Genomic DNA, 15,039 nt, shown 5'->3' on the forward strand with positions numbered 1-15,039 from the left:
CGAGTCGGCCGGAGTCGCCGTCGGGGTGCGGTTCGTGGCATGGCCTGTGTGCAGGTTGTCGGAGCTGCTCCCAGGTCGTGGCAAGAATCGAGTGCAGGTTCCCGGGGCCGCTCCCGGACCACGCCATGAACTGCGTGCGGGTCGGCGGGGCCGCGCCCAGGTCGCGTCATGACCTCGGAGCAGGCTGCTAGTCCTGGTCCTGGTGCTGGTGCTGGTCCTCGTGCTGGTGCTGGTGCTGGGTCGTGGTGTGACCTGCGCGGAGGTCGGTCGGCTCGCCTTCGGGGGCGGTGAGCGGCATGACCTGCGTGCAGGCTGCCGGTGCCGCACTCGCAGCGTGGCATCGCCCGCACGCAGGTCGCTGGGCCCGCCCCCTGGGTGCGGTGGCTTAGCGGGGGGTGGTGGGGAGTTCGGTTAGCTCGTTGGTGAAGACGTGGTTGGCGATGGCGTCTCCGATGGCCATGCCGTCGTCGGCGTCCCATGGGTAGTGGACGCCCAGCCACAACCGGCTCTGGGCGTTCTCCTGGGCGGCCTGTGCGAAGGAGGTGAAGGTCTTGCTCTTGACGGGGGCGGACGGGTCCTCGGTGTCAACGGTGAAGGTCGCGTTGCCGTCGAAGAAGCGGGTCATGATGCCTGCCCAGGCGCCGGCGAACGTGGCATGGCCCGACACCCAGGACGGGAAGCAGGGGGAGAAGTGGTTGCCGTTGCGGTCCACCGACAAGGGTCGCCAGTCGGGGTCGATTTCCCTGATGGCGCTCTCGGGCCGCCACAGGTCGATCCTCGTCTCGTACTTGGTGTCCCACGCGGCGATCGCGGCGTCCGCCAGGGCGAGGGAGACGAGCGTGTAGAGGCGGGCGTTCTCGTAGGGGCTGGTGACGTTGAGCTGCCGGGCCACCTGGCCGGTGTGCACCAGCAGCTGGCCGACCGGCCGATACGTGTCGTCCACGTCGTTGGCCCAGAACAGGGCGGCCGCGGTCTGCGAGGTGGTGCGCTCCAGCTTCGTCTTGGCCGTGTCGGCGGCGCCGCCGAAGCGGCGTACCAGATCGACCTGCCGCTGGTATTCAGTGGTCTGCAGCAGCTGGTCGTAGGTGATGGCCTGCTCCGGCGTGGGCCGCCTGAACTGGGAGCCGGACGTCATCGAGAACGGCTTGACCCGGCCCCAGTTCGGGGTCACCGCGTTCTGGGCGGTGGTGCAGCTCGGGTCGCCGGTGGGCCGCCAGGCGCCCCGCTCCGGGCTGGGCGTGTAGACGGTGCTGTCGGCGGAGTGGTCGTCGCTGCGGAACTGCCGCATCCGCTGCACCACCGAGCTGACCACTTGCAGGTCCAGATAGTCGAAGTCAGTGGGGCTGGTGCCGAAACGATGGGTGAAACGCTGGTCGAGCAGGTTCGTCATGCTCGGGCTGTGCAGGGTCGCGGTGCCGAACAGGTCGAGCAGGATGTTGTAGGCGGTCCTGCCGATGACCCGTTCCTCCTCGTGGTCGGTCTCGCCGAGGGAGAAGTAGCGTCCCGCCTGCAGGTAGGGCTGGTACAGCCGGGTGCGCCACTGGTCGCGGTACATGGTCTCGGCGTCGAAGATCGCGGCGTTCATCATGGCCGCTGCCCTGGCCAGCCTGCCGGGGGCCGCGTCGGGGCCGTTGAGCTGGCGGAAGACGTCCACGAGGACCTGGTTCCAGTACTGGGTCGGATCGCCGTCGTAGTTCGGTGCCGCCGCGGCAGCCGGCTGCGGTAGGGCCACCACGGTGCCGGTCACGGCGAGGGCCAGCGCGCTGCCGAGCGCGGCCACGCGGTGACGCCAGGTCCTGCGGACGCGGGGTAACGGACGGTCGTTGTTCTCCTTCACGAACAGGTCCTCCCTGGAAGTGTCAGGAACTTCGGTGTGTCAGGAACGTTGGTGAAGCAGCTGCGATCAAGCTCAACACACCGATCTGGTAACGGCAAAAGGCTGGATCCTCCCGCGGCGGCTCCTCGCCGAAGGGTTGTGACCTGGTCGTCGGATAGAGGTCGTCCTCGATGTCGTATGGGCGATCTCCGGTGGCCTGGGCAACCTCAGGCGGTCCGGTGGCTCGGGTGATCTCCGGTGGTTCGGGTGGTGTGGGGATAGCTTGGGCGGTGGGGGGCTTGGGCGGTGTGGGGCGTGGGCGGTGTGGGATGGCTCGCGGTGATGTGCGGTGGCCGGGGCGATGTCTGGCGGCTTGGATGGTGTGGGGTGGCTTGAGCGGTGTGCGGTGACTGGGGTGGTGTGCGGTGACTCGGGTGGTGTGGGGTGGCTCCGGTGGTGTGGGGTGTGCCGGCGGTGTGTGGTGGCTTGGATGTGGTCGCGAGGCTCGCGCGATGTCGAGTGGTTCGGGCGGTGTGGGGTGGCAGTGCGGTGTGAGGTGGCTCGGGCGGTGTGAGGTGGCTCGGGCGGTGTGAGGTGGCTCGGGCGGTGTGAGGTGGCTTAGGCGGTGGGCGGGGTGGCTTGGGTGATGTGGGTGGCTCGGGCGTTGTCCGGAGGATCGCGCGGCATCCGGAGGTTCGGGTGGTGTGTCGTGGGGCGGGGCAGTCGCTAGGAGCGGCCGCGAGCCCCGTGCCGGAGTGCGGGCGGGCGGTCGGGTGACGGACCAGGTGGTTGACGTGGGCGTGGACATCCCGAAGGGGCTGCCGGGGCGCTGGCGGTCAGGTGGTCGGCACAGGCGTGGACGGTCGGAAACATGGCGCCAGCGGCACCTGCGAGATCACGACTGCGGTCTTGAGCCTGGCCTCGGTCCGCAGTGGCATTGAGCCTGCCCTCGGACCGCAGAACGGGTCAGGACATCGCCCGCGCCGTCGGCCACGCTTCTGTCGTGCGCTTGACGGTCAACTGCGGCCGGGCGAGGGAGCGGGTTCAAGAGTCTGGTCGTCGGTGGGGGCCACCGTGCCTCTGCTGGCCGCCATCGCGAAGATCACCTGCCCGGCCGCGGCCACGCACATCAGGACGAGCGGCGCGTGCCAGCCCGAGCTGACCGTGTGCAGCAACCCGAAGATCACCGGCCCGGCGGCGGCCACCAGGTAGCCGACCGACTGCGCCATCGCCGACAACGTGCCCGCCACGGTAGCGTCCTGGGCGCGCAGGCTGAGGAAGGCCAAGGCGAGCACCAGGCACGCCCCGCCGCCCAGCCCGAGAACGATGCTCCACAGCCATGCCCACCCCGGCGCCACCAGCAGCCCGAGGTAGCCGCCGAGCACGACCGCGGAGGAGAGCGTCGCCACCGTGCGCTGGTCGCCGGCCCGCCGCAGCGCGGCGGGTGCCGCCAGGCTGGTCAGTACCGCGACCGCCTGGAACAGGAACAGCAGCCATCCCGCCGTGGCCGCGCTCACCCCGCTGTCCTGGAACACCTGAGGCAGCCACGTGACGGCGACGTAGAAGCCCAGCGACTGCAACCCCATGAACGCCGTGACGGCCCACGCCAGCGCCGATCTCCATGGCAGCCGGTGCCGGCGGATCGTCTCCGCGGCCGGTCGCGGCGCGCGTACCTGCGGGAGCCACAGCACGACGGCGGCGAGCGCGAGCACGATCCAGCAGCCGAAAGCGGTGGACCAGCCGCCGGCGGCGGCCTGGCTGATCGGCACCGCCACCCCGGAGGCCACGGCGGCGACGGCGCCCATGACGGTGGCGTACGCGCTGGTCAGCAGCCCCACCCGGGTGGGGAAGTCGCGTTTGATCAGGCTCGGCAGCAGCACGTTGCCCACGGCGACCCCGGCCCCGATCAGGACGGTTCCGGCGAACAGCCCGATCGCCGAGGGCACCCACCGGACCCCGATCCCGAACGCCAGCACCACGAGCGCCCACCAGAGGAGCCGCTCGGGCCCCCACCGCGCCGCCAGCCGCGGCACCACCGGCGACATCACCGCGAACGCCAGCAGCGGCAGCGTGCTCAGCAGCCCGGCCACGGCCGGAGCCAGCCCCAGGTCGGCCTGCACGCGATCCAGCAGCGGCCCCACGACGGTGAGGCTCGGCCGCAGGTTCGCCGCCACGACCAGCAGCCCCCACACCAGGAGCGCCCTGCCGGAACGGCCCTTTGACGTGGTCGAACGCTCCTTCGACATGGCGTCACCTTTCATGACATAATGCGGAATGAGGAATCCGGATTCCGTATCCGAAGTCTAGGCAGAGGAGCGTTCGGGATGTCAACTCCGCAGCGCCGCAAGCCGCGTACCGACGCCGAGCGCAATCGCGATCGGGTTCTGGAGGCCGCGCGCCTGTTGTTCGCCGAGTCGGGTCATGACGTGCCGATGTCGGAGGTCGCGCGGGCGGCGGGCGTCGGCATCGGGACGCTCTACCGCAAGTTCCCGACCCGGGAGGCGCTGATCGAGGCCATCGCCGAGCGCCGGGCCGGCGATCTCGCGGCCGCGGGGCACACGTTCGCCGGCGAAGAGGGTCAGGGTCTGGCCGGGTTCCTGTTCCACGTGGGGGAGGTGCTGGCCGGGGATCGCGGCATGTCCGAGGTGATCGAGAAGGCCATGGGCTCGGCCGAGCCGCAGGGGGAGACCCGCGACGCGCTGCTCGCCGTCATCGCGGAGCTGCTCGACCAGGCGCGGGCCCAGGGTGTGGCCGGGCAGGACGTGACGGCTGAGGACGTGAACATGATCATCTGCGGGCTGGCGGCCGTCATCCGCAACGCCGCGGGGGATTGGCGGCGGTATGTCGCGGTCGCACTCGAGGGCCTCCGTCCCCGTTGATATCACTGGTAACAAAAATTTGCTTACGTTGATGATAGTGGTGATAACGTTCCTTTGTTGCCATTGGAAACACGAGGGAGCGTCAGCATGCGCATCATCGGAGTGGAAGAGACCGTCATCGTGCCCGCCGTCCACGAGGCGTACAAGCGGGCCGGATCACCCCAGATCCCCGCCCGCGGCTTCGGCGACAGCCCGATCGCCAGGAACCTGCGCGAGACCGGCGAGCGGCGGCTGGCCCACATGGACGACCAGGGCATCGACGTCGCCGTCCTGTCCCTGGCCTCGCCCGGCGTGCAGGACCTGCCCGAGGCCGAGGCGATCGCGGTGGCCCGCGAGGCCAACGACCAGCTCGCCGAGATCGTCGCCGCGCGCCCCGACCGGTTCCAGGCGTTCGCCGCGATCCCCACCCAGTCGCCCGCCGCGGCCGCGGCCGAGCTGGAGCGGGCGGTGGTCGAGCTGGGCTTCCCCGGCGCCATGCTGTACGGTCGCACGGGGGACAGGCTGGCCGACCACCGCGACAACGACGAGCTGTACGCCACCGCCGAGCGGCTCGGCGTGCCGCTGCACTTCCACCCGCAGACGCCGGTCCAGCCGGTGATCGACGCCTACTACTCCGGCATCGGCCCGATCGGCACCCCGCTGGCCGGAGCGGCGATCGGCTGGTACTACGACCTGGGCGTCCAGTACCTGCGGATGATCTTCTCGGGCGTCTTCGACCGGTTCCCCGGCCTCCAGGTGATCGCCGGACACTGGGGCGAGGTCGTCCTGTTCTACCTCGACCACACCGGGTTCTTCGCCGAGGCCGGCGGCCTGCAGCGGCCGCTCGCCGACTACTTCAAGCAGAACTTCTGGGTCGCCGGCAGCGGCACCAACAGCCCGCGCTACCTGCGCTGGACCGCCGAGGTCATGGGCACCGACCGGATGCTGTACTCCACCGACTACCCCTTCACCTACGGGTTCCGGCCGGGCGGTTTCCCCTACGTCGACACCAGCAACGGCGCCGCCCGTTCCTTCCTGGAGAGCGCGCCCTTCACCGACGAGCAGAAGGCCGACATCGCGCACCGCAACTGGGAGCGCCTCACCGCCCGCGCGAGCTGAGGTCAGGAGCCGGCCGGTGGCCGCTCGACCGGGAAGAAGATGGGGCTGAGCAGGTGCTGGGTGCGGTCGGGCGTCGGCTGGTTGGCCAGCAGGGGCAGGATCACCCGACGGAACGCGGTGATCATCTCTTCCAGCTCCTCGCGGCTGAGCCAGACGGCGTGCTGCCGGTAGCCGATGAGGTCGGCCACCGGGTCGGCCTCCTCGCGCTCAAGATAGGCGTTGAACTCGGCGACCAGAACCGCCATCGCCGTGGCGAACGCGCGCCGGTGATCGTCGGGCGTCATGGCCGCGAGGACGCCGGCGTCGAGGACGGCCCGGTCGTGGCGCAGCCGGTAGCGGCGCTCCACCGCGCCGCGCACCCGCCGCTCGCCCGCCACCTCCAGGATCCCGGCGGCGGCGAGCAGGTCGACGTGCCGGTACACCATGGCCTTCGAGGTGTCGGGGATCCGCGCGCAGAGCTCTCCCGTGGTGAGCTCCCGCTCGCCGCGCATCGCGTGCACGATCCGCAGCCGTACCGGATGCGCCAGCAGCTCCAAAGTGTCCACGATCCAACATTCTCATGGTGTGCTACCGTTCGCAAAACAGTAGAAAGGTTGGTGCCGGCATGACCCTGCGAACGGATCCGGCGGCGACCGCCACGGCGGTCGTCGAGATGGCGCGCAGCGGGCGCTTCGCGGACGTCGAGGCGTTGTTCGCGCCGCCGCTGCGGGCGGTGGTCTCCGCCGAGGTGCTGCGGTCCGCCTGGGAGAGCCAGCTTTCCGTGCTTGGGGCGATCTCCGCGGTCGGTACGCCGGTCAGCGAGCCGGCCCCCGACGGCTGGGTGGCCGCGACGGGGCAGGCCGAGCTGGTCAAGGTGAGCGTCCCCGTCACGTACGAACGCGGCGAGCTGACCGTGGTCGTGGCGGTGGACGACACCGGCCTGCTGCGGGACCTGCGGCTCGCGCCACCACCCGCCGAGCCGTGGACGCCGCCGCCGTACGCCCGCCGCGACGGCTTCGACGAGCACGAGGTCACCGTGGGCTCCGGCGCGCTGGCCGTACCCGGAACGCTGAGCCTGCCGCGCGGCGACGGCCCGTGGCCCGCGGTGGTGCTGCTCAGCGGCGGCGGCCCGTTCGACCGCGACGCCACCAGCGGCCCCAACAAGCCGCTCAAGGACCTGGCCTGGGGGCTGGCCGGCCGCGGCGTGGCGGTGCTGCGCTTCGACAAGGTGACGCACACCCACGCCGCCCAGGTGGCGGCGCTCCCGGGCTTCACGATGAACGACGAGTACGTCCCGCACGCCGTCGCGGCCGTCCACCTGCTCCAGCGCCACCCCGCCGTCGATGCCGCGCGGGTGTTCGTCGCGGGGCACAGCATGGGCGGCAAGGCCGCCCCGAGGGTCGCCGCCGCCGAGCCGTCGGTGGCCGGGCTGGTGCTCCTGGCCGCCGACACCCAGCCCATGCACCGGGCGGCCGTGCGCGTCGTCCGCCATCTAGCCGCGCAGGATCCCGGCGCGCAGGCCGCGGTCGAGACGATCACGCGGCAGGCCGCCCGGGTCGACGACCCCGACCTGTCGGCCGAAACGCCCGCCGCGGAGCTGCCGTTCGGCTACTCCGGGGCGTACTGGCTCGACCTGCGCGGCTACGACCCGGTCGCGACCGCCGCCGCGCTGGGCAAACCGATGCTCATCCTGCAAGGCGGCCGCGACTACCAGGTGACCGTCGCCGACGACCTCGCCGGCTGGCGGGCCGGCCTCGCCCACCGCAAGGACGTCACCATCCGCGTCCACGACGCCGACGACCACCTGTTCTTCCCCGGCTCTGGCCCGTCCACGCCCGCGGACTACCACCGGCCCCAGCACGTCGACGCGGCCGTGGTCACCGGCATCGCCGACTGGCTCCTGTCCACCTGCGAACGCTGACGACCCCCGCGAAACAACAATCGCGTGCTCGCCGCCGTACATCTCTAGGGCAACGGCTCAAGGTTTTCCGGAAGGATCGCACGCTTGCGGGCAAACAAGAGTGTGATCACTGCTCCCGACGTCTTCGAGGCCGTCTTCGAAGCCCATTACGAGGAGATCCGGCGCTACATCGGGCGCAGGCTCGACCTCGACGTGGCCGAGGATCTCGCCGCGGAGACGTTCCTCATCGCCTTCCGGCAACGTGCCCGCTTCGACGGGGCCGTGGGCGGCGTCAGGCCGTGGCTGTACGGCATCGCCACCAACCTCATCGGCCGTCACCGGCGCGCCGAGGTGCGCAAGTACCGCGCCCTGGCCAGGACGGGGCCGCCACCCGACGACGAGGGGCACGACCAGCGGGTCGTGGACCGGATCAGCGCGAGCGTGACCGTCGACCGGCTGGCCGGGGCGCTGGCGCGGCTGTCGAAGGGGGAGCGCGACGTGGTGCTCCTCGTCGCGTACGGCGGGCTGGGCTACGACGAGGTGGCGGCGGCGCTCAGGATCGCCCCGGGGACGGTCGCGTCCCGGTTGAGCAGGGCCAGGACCAAGCTGCGTGAGGTGTTGGGATGAACGAGTTCCAGGTCATCGACTCGGTGATGCCCGATGTGCCGCCCTCGTCCGCCGAGCAGCTGGCCGCGGCGCGGGAGCGGGTGTTCGCCGCCGCGCAGGCTCCCCCGAGGTCCGGGGCGCGGGCGGGCGGAAGGCGGTGGACGGGGATGGCGCTCGTCGCGGCGGCGGTCGTGCTCGTGGTCGGCGCGGTGGTGGCCCTGGTGCCTCGGCCCGAGGCGGGGCCGGTCGCGGTCACGCCCCTGCGGAAGCTGGAAGCCGCGGCCGCCCGGCTGGCGGCGACGCCCGAGGCGGGGGCCGCTACTGGCGGCGAGACGTCGAGCAGGTCATGCGGACGAAGAGCGACCGCCCCTACCAGGTCGAGGAACGAGCCGTGGACGTGCTCGCCTTCGGGCCCGACCGTGCGGTCTACGGCTGGCACGAGCCGATCTCGTCGAAGCCGTACACGCCCGAAGGGCTGAAAGCCTGGCGGCGGGAGGGCTCACCCAAGCTGTGCCCCGCACGGGGGTGTGACACGAACCTGCCCGCCTACTCCTCGGCGGACCTGAAGCTGGGGCTGGAGCTCGCCGACGGGCTGAAGCCGACGCTGACGGAGCTGCGCGCTCTTCCCACGGAGCCGGTGGCACTCAGGTCGCGGCTGCTGGAAAGCTGCGCCCGTGAGGAGGCGGCCGAGCGCGAGGCGTGGCTCAGGGAGGCCGTCTCAGGGCTCATCAGCTCACCCGCGACGCCCGGCACCAGGGCCGCCGCCTATCTGCTCCTGGCGCGTGCGCCGGGCGCCGAGGTGGTCGACGGCGTTGCGGGGACGTTCGGGCTCGACGGGCTGGCCGTGCGGTTCGCGACCGAGCAGATCGTGATCGACCGCGGCACCGGCCGGTTGCTCGGCAAGCAGGGGCTGACTCCGGAAGGCGCCGTCTGGCGGGCCGAGATCGTCAGGAGCATGGGCTGGAGCGACGTGCGGCCGGTGCCGCCCGCCGGATGCGTCCGGTGCACCGCCCGGCTCTGAACGGGGGCGTTCACCTCGTGCGGCTGAGCAGGCCGCTCTCGTACGCCGCCGCGACCGCCGCCGCCCGGTCCTTCACCTTCAGCTTGGCGAAGACGTGCAGCAGGTGCGTCTTCACCGTCGCCTCCGTGATGAACAGCCGCCCGGCGACCTCCCGGTTCGTCGCCCCCCGGGCGATGAGCGACAGCACCTCCAGCTCCCGCGGGCTCAGCACCGGGGGAGGGACGTGGCGGGCCCGCTGGTCGAGGACGCCGGCCACCGTGGGGGAGAGCACGCTCTCGCCGCGGGCCGCGGCCCGCACGGCCCGCCGCAGGTCGTCGCGGGGCGTGTCCTTGAGTACGTAGCCGGTGGCGCCCTCCTCGATGGCGGGCAGCACGTCGGCGTCGTCGTCGAACGTCGTCACGACGAGCACGCGCACCCCGGGCTGCTGCTCGCGCAGCCGGCGGATCACCTCGACCCCGCCCATGTGCGGCATGCGCAGGTCGAGCAGGACCACGTCGGGGGCGGTGCGCAGGGCCACCGCCAGGGCCTCGCGGCCGTCGGCGGCCTCGCCGACGACCTCGAAGTCGCCGGTGTCGAAGATCCCGCGCAGGCCGTCGCGCACGATGGGGTGGTCGTCGACGATGATCAGGCGGATCGGCATGGGGTTCACGACCTCGCGGCGGCGGGGATGGCGGGGACGGTGGCGGAGATGCCGGTGCCCTGCCCGGGGGCGGTCTCGATCTCCAGGCGGCCGGCCAGGCGGGTGACGCGCTGGCGCATCCCGACCAGGCCGAAGCCGCTCGTACGGCCGGGCTCGTGGACGAAGCCCGCCCCGTCGTCGCGCACGTCGAGGGCGACCACGTCGTCCATGTACGACAGCGTCAGCACCACCCGCCCGGCGCGGGCGTGCCTGGCCACGTTGGCCAGCGCCTCCTGTGCCACGCGTAACAGGGTGTCCTCGACCTCGGGGTGCAGCGGCCGGGCCGCGCCGGTGACGGACACGGCCGCGGGCACCCCCGCGACCCGCGACCACCGCTCGGCCACCCCGGTCAGGGCGGCGGCGAGCTCGGGGCTCTCCTCCAGCGGCACGGGCCGCAGCGCGCGTACCGAGCGGCGGGCCTCGCTCAGGCTCTCCCGCGCCAGGCCGCGCACGGTCGCCAGCCGCTCACCGGCGCCGGGCACGTCGCCGAGGGCTTCGAGCTGGGTGAGGATCGCGGTCAGCCCCTGTGCGATGGTGTCGTGGATCTCCCTGGCCATCCGCTGCCGCTCGCCGAGCACCCCGGCCTCGCGCGCCTGCGTGAGGAGCTGGGCCTGCAGCTCGGCGTTCTCCTCGGCGAGCGCGGCCAGCCTGGCGGTGGTCTGCTTGAGCCGCTCGTTCTGCTCGGTGACGGTCTGGAAGACCAGCCCCGCCATGGACGTGACCAGCACCCCCACCACGAACGAGGCGAGCAGCTCGACCGGCGTCCGGCCGTCGGCGGGGCGGGCGGCGACGAGCACGCCGACCGTGACCGCCACCCCGCGTACGCCCACAGCCCCGGCAGCAGGGCGAAGCACTGCAGGAACGTCCCCACCCCGGTCACCGTGAACACCGTGTCGGCCCGGACCAGCGCCGCGACGACGGCCAGCAGCACGACGAAGTAGCCGGCCACCACCCACGGGCGGGCGACCCAGCCGGGATGCGCGGTCACGACCAGCCAGTGCCACGCCACCGCGAACAGCGCCAGCGCGAGCACCTCCACCCGCCACTCCCGCAGCAGCGAGAACAGCGCGGGCAGCAGGACCAACAGGTACGGCAGCGCCGCCATGACCCGGTCCCACCGGCTGGGCGTCACCACCGGTACGCCTTCAGCGCGCCGCCACCCGCCGCCACCGCGATCGCGACCATGATCCCCAGCGTAGCCGCGGACGGCGGGGCGCCGGCCCAGCCGTCCCTGATCGCCCGCACCACGGGCGCCATCGGCGTCAGGTCCCCGATCGCGCGCATCGAGCCCGACATCGTCTCGCGCGGGATGACCGCCCCCGACAGGAACACCATGGGGAAGAACAACCCGAGCCCGATCACCGTCGCCGCCCGCCCGCTGGGGGCCAGCGCGCCCAGCAGGAGACCGATGGCGCCCAGGCTGAGCGCGCCGAGCAGCCAGGCCAGCAGCACGCCGGCCAGGCTCGCGGGGGCCGCCAGCCCGTACCCGGCGGCGCCGACGAGGACGATCAGGGCCGTCCCCGCCACCGCCAGCAGCATGTGGGCGATCCACTGCGCGCCGAACAGCATGGCGGGCGCGGCCGGGGTGGCACGCAGCCGCTTCAGTACGCGCCGCTCCCGGTACTGGGCGAGCGTGGCCGGCAGCACCACCAGCGCGGCCAGCCCGATGACGAACGCCGCCAGCATGGGCACGGTGGCGTCGACCGCCGGCACCCCGCCCGGCAGCGGCTTGTTCCCGCCGCGCAGCTTCACCCACAACATGATCAGCGGGAAGGCCAGCGCGAAGAAGGCCGACATGGGGTCGCGCAGGCCCAGCTTGAGCTCGACGGCGACGACGTTGGCGAAACCCTTCATGCCCTTCATGCCCTTCATGGTCAGTTCCTTCCGGTGAGGGCGAAATAGGCGTCCTCCAGCGAGGCGGTGCCGGCGCCGGCCTGCCCGATCAGCTCGCGGGGGCTGCCCTGGGCGGTCACGCGCCCGCCGTCGATGATGGCGACGCGGTCGCAGAGCGCCTCCGCCTCGTCCATGAAGTGCGTGACGATGACGACCGTCACGCCGCGCTCGCGCATCGTCCGGATGAGAGCCCAGGTGGAGCGGCGGGCGTCCGGGTCCAGGCCCGTGGTCAGCTCGTCCAGCAGGACCACCTCGGGCCTGCCCACCAGGGCCAGGGCGATGAACAGCCGCTGCTTCCACCCCCCGGACAACCCGGCGAACCGGTCACCCTTCCTGCCCGCCAGGCCCCATTCGTCCATGAGCGCCCGCCAGTCGGCTGGGTCGTCGTAGAAGGAGGCGTACATCTTCAGCGCCTCACCGACCTTGATCGCGTCGGGCAGCGCCGCCTCCTGGAGCTGCGCGCCGATGCGCTGCTGGAGCGCGCGCCGGTCGCCGCCGTGCGGGTCCAGGCCCAGCACCCGTACGGTGCCGCCGTCGGGACGCCGCAGCCCCGACACGCACTCCACGACGGACGTCTTGCCGGCGCCGTTGGGGCCGGCGATCCCGAAGATCTCGCCGCGCTCCACCGTGAGGGAGACGCCGTTGACGGCCTGGTGGCCCTTGTAGCTCTTGCGCAGGTCGTTGACCTCGATGACTGCCATGCATCGAGGATCTTCGCCCCGGCCCTGCCCCGATATCCACCGATCGGTTGACCCCCTGCCGCGGCTACGAGAGGCGGTGGATCACGTCCGTCCACACCCAGATGCCGCGGCCGTCGGCCGCCGGGCCCATCGCCTCCAGCAGCCCGAGCCCGCGCGGCGCCTTGACCCGCTGCCACGCGCCCGCCCTGAGCACCAGCTCGGGCCGGCGGTCGGAGCCGAACCAGACGGCGCCGGCCGCGTCGGCGACCACGTGTTCCAGCCGGTCCAGCTCGACCGGCAGGTCCACGCGCCGCCACTGCCCGCCGTCCCAGTGCAGGGCGAGGGTCTTCAGCGTGCTGTACACGTGGCCGACGCACTTGGCGGCGTGCGAGCGGACCTCGGCCGCCGCCCAGACGTCGCCGGCGGCGTCCGCCGCCCAGTCGGTGATCTCGACGGCCGGTTCCGTCCACTTGGTGCCGCACGTGCCCGAGATGCCGCCCTTGGGGGTCGGGGGCAGCTTCCCGCCGGGCAGCGGCGTCTCCTCCCACCGGCCGCCGTCCCAGTGCAGGGGGACGCGGCGGTCGGCGCTCAGCGCCCAGACTCCTTCACTCGTGGCGAGCAGCCGGGCGACGGCGCGCGGCGTGTCCTGCCGGTGCCATGCCGCTCCGTCCCAGCGCCAGGTCCGCCCGCCCGCACCCGCCACCCACACCTCGCCGGCCGAACTTCCGGTGGCGTCCACGAGGCGGCCCGCCTTCCGGATCGGGTGGTCCTTCCAGGTCGTGCCGGAGATCCGCCAGGCGTGGATCACGCCGTCCTTGCCGGCGAACGCCCAGGAGCGGCTGATCCGGGCGTTCTTGCCGCTCGCGAAAGCGGCGGGGGTCTTCGTGGTACGCCAGGCGCGGCCCGTCCAGTGCATCATGCGCCAGATGGGGCGCTTCTCCCAGTCGAGGGCGATGGCCAGCCGGCCGTCGATCTCGTGATCCTTCGTCAGGAAGGCGGGGCTGTCGGCGGGGACCTTCCTCCATTGAGGGGCGGGGGTGACGGCCAGGGACAGCGCGAGGACGACGTTGAGGATCATGATCCCTATTGTGGGACGAACGTGGATCGGATGGGTGCGGCCAGGTCGATCCGGTGCCGCTTGGCCCACGCCGCCACCGACGCCGACACCGACGCCGCCACCGGCGAAGCCTGAGGCGCCCCGGCCGGGAGTTCCAGGCCGTCACCGGTGGTGGATGCGGTAGCGCAGGTGGGTGACGTGCTGGGTGGGGTCCTTGGTCGGCGGTGTGGTCAGGCGGCGGATCAGGTCGAGCTCGATGCGTTCGGCGGGCAGGTTGTCGAAGAGCCGGCGTCCCTGTCCGAGCAGGACCGGCACGACGTGGAGTTCGAGCTCGTCGAGCTGCCCCACCCGCAGCAAAGCCTGGGCGGCCCCGGCGCCGTGCACCATCACCTCGCCGTCCCCGGCGGCGGCGCGGGCCTGGGTGGCGCAGTCGTGGGCGTCGGTGACGTAGCGGACGGTGCCTGGCGGGGGTTCGTCCGGGATGGCGTGGGTCAGGATGAAGATGGGGACGCCGTTGTGGTGGTCGCCCTGCCAGCGGCCGGCGTGTTCGTAGGTGCGGCGGCCGGCGATGACGGCGCGGGTGGCCAGTACCTCGCTGTAGACCTGCCCGCTGGGGCCGGGGGCGTGGCGCTGGTCGAGCCAGTTGAAGAGCCGGAATCCGCCGACGCCCATGGGGTCGTCCGGGCTGTCGTGCGGGCCGGTGACGTAGCCGTCCAGGGAGATGGTCATGTAGAGGCGGATGATCGCCATGGCCGTCAGTTCTCCGTTCTGACGCGGTAGCGCAGGTGTGTCACGCCTGGTTCGTCCGCGGCGTGCAGGAGCTCGAGCTCGATGTGGTGGGGCGGCATGTCGTCGAAGAGCCGTTCGCCCCGTCCGAGCAGGACGGGGATCAGGTGGATCCGCAGTTCGTCGAGGACGCCGGCGGCGAGTGCCAGCCGGGCGGTGCGGGCTCCGTGAACCAGGACGTCCTTGCCGCCGGCCGCGTTCCTGGCCAGGTTCGTCGCGGTCGTCACGTCGCTGACATAGGTGACTCCCGGCCATTCCAGCTCGGGATCCGGTCGGCGGCGGCTCAGGACGAAGATCGGCACGCCGTCGTGGTGGTCGCCGCCCCAGCCGCCGGCCAGCTCGAACGTTCGTCGTCCGACGACGACGGCTTCGGTGGCCATGGCCTCGTCCATGATCTCGCGGCTGGCGCCCGTCAGGTGGTCGAGGTCCTTTCTGCGGTCGGCGTCGGCGTCCGGCAGGACCCACTCGTGCAGCCGGTGCCCTTCGTCGCCGAGCCCGTTGCCTGGGGCCGCGTTCGGGCCGGCGATGAATCCGTCCACCGACATCGACATGTACAGCACGGTCCTGCTCACGTTCGTGGTCCTTTCGGTGCGTCCGGCGGGGAGCCGACCAGTGCCGGTCCGGGGGGTCCATGCGCCGTCCGTC

15 protein-coding genes are annotated in these 15,039 nt (G+C 72.2%); 5 read left to right on the top strand and 10 right to left on the bottom strand.

What is annotated here, in order from left to right:
* Positions 1-385 precede the first annotated feature (385 nt).
* Both KIS93_RS42440 and KIS93_RS42445 read right to left on the bottom strand, forming a co-directional pair.
* Positions 386-1,837 (bottom strand): vanadium-dependent haloperoxidase, encoded by a 1,452-nt coding sequence (locus KIS93_RS42440; RefSeq protein ID WP_222107842.1) that lies wholly within the window; start codon positions 1,835-1,837, stop codon positions 386-388.
* Between the two features lie 995 nt (positions 1,838-2,832).
* On the bottom strand, positions 2,833-4,062 hold the full coding sequence (locus KIS93_RS42445; RefSeq protein ID WP_080038322.1) for a CynX/NimT family MFS transporter: 1,230 nt from the start codon (positions 4,060-4,062) through the stop codon (positions 2,833-2,835).
* A gap of 78 nt (positions 4,063-4,140) precedes the next feature.
* Here KIS93_RS42445 and KIS93_RS42450 point away from each other — a divergent pair, with 78 nt between their 5' ends.
* Together KIS93_RS42450 and KIS93_RS42455 are read left to right on the top strand one after the other, a co-directional pair.
* The gene (locus tag KIS93_RS42450) at positions 4,141-4,695 is read left to right on the top strand and encodes a TetR/AcrR family transcriptional regulator (protein WP_080038323.1); all 555 of its coding nucleotides are present in this window, start codon (positions 4,141-4,143) and stop codon (positions 4,693-4,695) included.
* 87 nt (positions 4,696-4,782) lie between these two features.
* Complete coding sequence (locus KIS93_RS42455) at positions 4,783-5,793, top strand: amidohydrolase family protein (RefSeq protein ID WP_080038324.1); 1,011 nt, start codon at positions 4,783-4,785, stop codon at positions 5,791-5,793.
* 2 nt (positions 5,794-5,795) lie between these two features.
* On the opposite strand, the gene KIS93_RS42460 is transcribed toward KIS93_RS42455, so the two are convergent.
* On the bottom strand, positions 5,796-6,338 hold the full coding sequence (locus tag KIS93_RS42460) for a helix-turn-helix domain-containing protein (RefSeq protein ID WP_080038325.1): 543 nt from the start codon (positions 6,336-6,338) through the stop codon (positions 5,796-5,798).
* Between the two features lie 59 nt (positions 6,339-6,397).
* Here KIS93_RS42460 and KIS93_RS42465 point away from each other — a divergent pair, with 59 nt between their 5' ends.
* The 3 genes from KIS93_RS42465 to KIS93_RS42475 all read left to right on the top strand — a co-directional run bounded on the left by KIS93_RS42465 (position 6,398) and on the right by KIS93_RS42475 (position 9,299).
* Entirely contained in the window at positions 6,398-7,693 is a 1,296-nt protein-coding gene (locus KIS93_RS42465; RefSeq protein WP_080038326.1) for an alpha/beta hydrolase, read from the top strand.
* An 84-nt stretch (positions 7,694-7,777) separates the two neighbouring features.
* Positions 7,778-8,299: an RNA polymerase sigma factor gene (locus tag KIS93_RS42470; RefSeq protein ID WP_155126972.1), complete on the top strand. Its 522-nt coding sequence runs from the start codon at positions 7,778-7,780 to the stop codon at positions 8,297-8,299.
* A gap of 325 nt (positions 8,300-8,624) precedes the next feature.
* Positions 8,625-9,299: a hypothetical protein gene (locus KIS93_RS42475; protein WP_186404750.1), complete on the top strand. Its 675-nt coding sequence runs from the start codon at positions 8,625-8,627 to the stop codon at positions 9,297-9,299.
* A 10-nt stretch (positions 9,300-9,309) separates the two neighbouring features.
* On the opposite strand, the gene KIS93_RS42480 is transcribed toward KIS93_RS42475, so the two are convergent.
* From KIS93_RS42480 to KIS93_RS42510, 7 genes are all read right to left on the bottom strand, one after another.
* Entirely contained in the window at positions 9,310-9,939 is a 630-nt protein-coding gene (locus KIS93_RS42480; protein ID WP_080038329.1) for a response regulator, read from the bottom strand.
* 5 nt (positions 9,940-9,944) lie between these two features.
* Entirely contained in the window at positions 9,945-10,832 is an 888-nt protein-coding gene (locus tag KIS93_RS42485) for a sensor histidine kinase (protein ID WP_246005444.1), read from the bottom strand.
* A 274-nt stretch (positions 10,833-11,106) separates the two neighbouring features.
* The gene (locus tag KIS93_RS42490) at positions 11,107-11,850 is read right to left on the bottom strand and encodes an ABC transporter permease (RefSeq protein WP_080038330.1); all 744 of its coding nucleotides are present in this window, start codon (positions 11,848-11,850) and stop codon (positions 11,107-11,109) included.
* 2 nt (positions 11,851-11,852) lie between these two features.
* Positions 11,853-12,572 (bottom strand): ABC transporter ATP-binding protein, encoded by a 720-nt coding sequence (locus tag KIS93_RS42495; RefSeq protein WP_080038331.1) that lies wholly within the window; start codon positions 12,570-12,572, stop codon positions 11,853-11,855.
* A 64-nt stretch (positions 12,573-12,636) separates the two neighbouring features.
* Positions 12,637-13,629 (bottom strand): hypothetical protein, encoded by a 993-nt coding sequence (locus KIS93_RS42500; RefSeq protein WP_080038332.1) that lies wholly within the window; start codon positions 13,627-13,629, stop codon positions 12,637-12,639.
* Between the two features lie 141 nt (positions 13,630-13,770).
* Positions 13,771-14,358 carry a dihydrofolate reductase family protein gene (locus KIS93_RS42505; protein ID WP_080038333.1) on the bottom strand — a complete coding sequence of 196 codons (588 nt, stop codon included), beginning with the start codon at positions 14,356-14,358 and terminating at the stop codon, positions 13,771-13,773.
* A gap of 5 nt (positions 14,359-14,363) precedes the next feature.
* On the bottom strand, positions 14,364-14,966 hold the full coding sequence (locus tag KIS93_RS42510) for a dihydrofolate reductase family protein (RefSeq protein WP_222107843.1): 603 nt from the start codon (positions 14,964-14,966) through the stop codon (positions 14,364-14,366).
* Positions 14,967-15,039 lie beyond the last annotated feature (73 nt).

This window comes from [Actinomadura] parvosata subsp. kistnae (genome assembly GCF_900323885.1).
Taxonomy (GTDB): domain Bacteria; phylum Actinomycetota; class Actinomycetes; order Streptosporangiales; family Streptosporangiaceae; genus Nonomuraea; species Nonomuraea composti.

Coding starts and splice junctions, on each gene's coding strand:
- KIS93_RS42445 (WP_080038322.1), bottom strand. CDS start 4,062: ATGTCGAAGGAGCGTTCGACCACGTCAAAGGGCCGTTCCGGCAGGGCG.
- KIS93_RS42450 (WP_080038323.1), top strand. CDS start 4,141: ATGTCAACTCCGCAGCGCCGCAAGCCGCGTACCGACGCCGAGCGCAAT.
- KIS93_RS42455 (WP_080038324.1), top strand. CDS start 4,783: ATGCGCATCATCGGAGTGGAAGAGACCGTCATCGTGCCCGCCGTCCAC.
- KIS93_RS42465 (WP_080038326.1), top strand. CDS start 6,398: ATGACCCTGCGAACGGATCCGGCGGCGACCGCCACGGCGGTCGTCGAG.
- KIS93_RS42475 (WP_186404750.1), top strand. CDS start 8,625: ATGCGGACGAAGAGCGACCGCCCCTACCAGGTCGAGGAACGAGCCGTG.
- KIS93_RS42480 (WP_080038329.1), bottom strand. CDS start 9,939: ATGCCGATCCGCCTGATCATCGTCGACGACCACCCCATCGTGCGCGAC.
- KIS93_RS42490 (WP_080038330.1), bottom strand. CDS start 11,850: ATGAAGGGCATGAAGGGCATGAAGGGTTTCGCCAACGTCGTCGCCGTC.
- KIS93_RS42495 (WP_080038331.1), bottom strand. CDS start 12,572: ATGGCAGTCATCGAGGTCAACGACCTGCGCAAGAGCTACAAGGGCCAC.
- KIS93_RS42500 (WP_080038332.1), bottom strand. CDS start 13,629: ATGATCCTCAACGTCGTCCTCGCGCTGTCCCTGGCCGTCACCCCCGCC.
- KIS93_RS42505 (WP_080038333.1), bottom strand. CDS start 14,358: ATGGCGATCATCCGCCTCTACATGACCATCTCCCTGGACGGCTACGTC.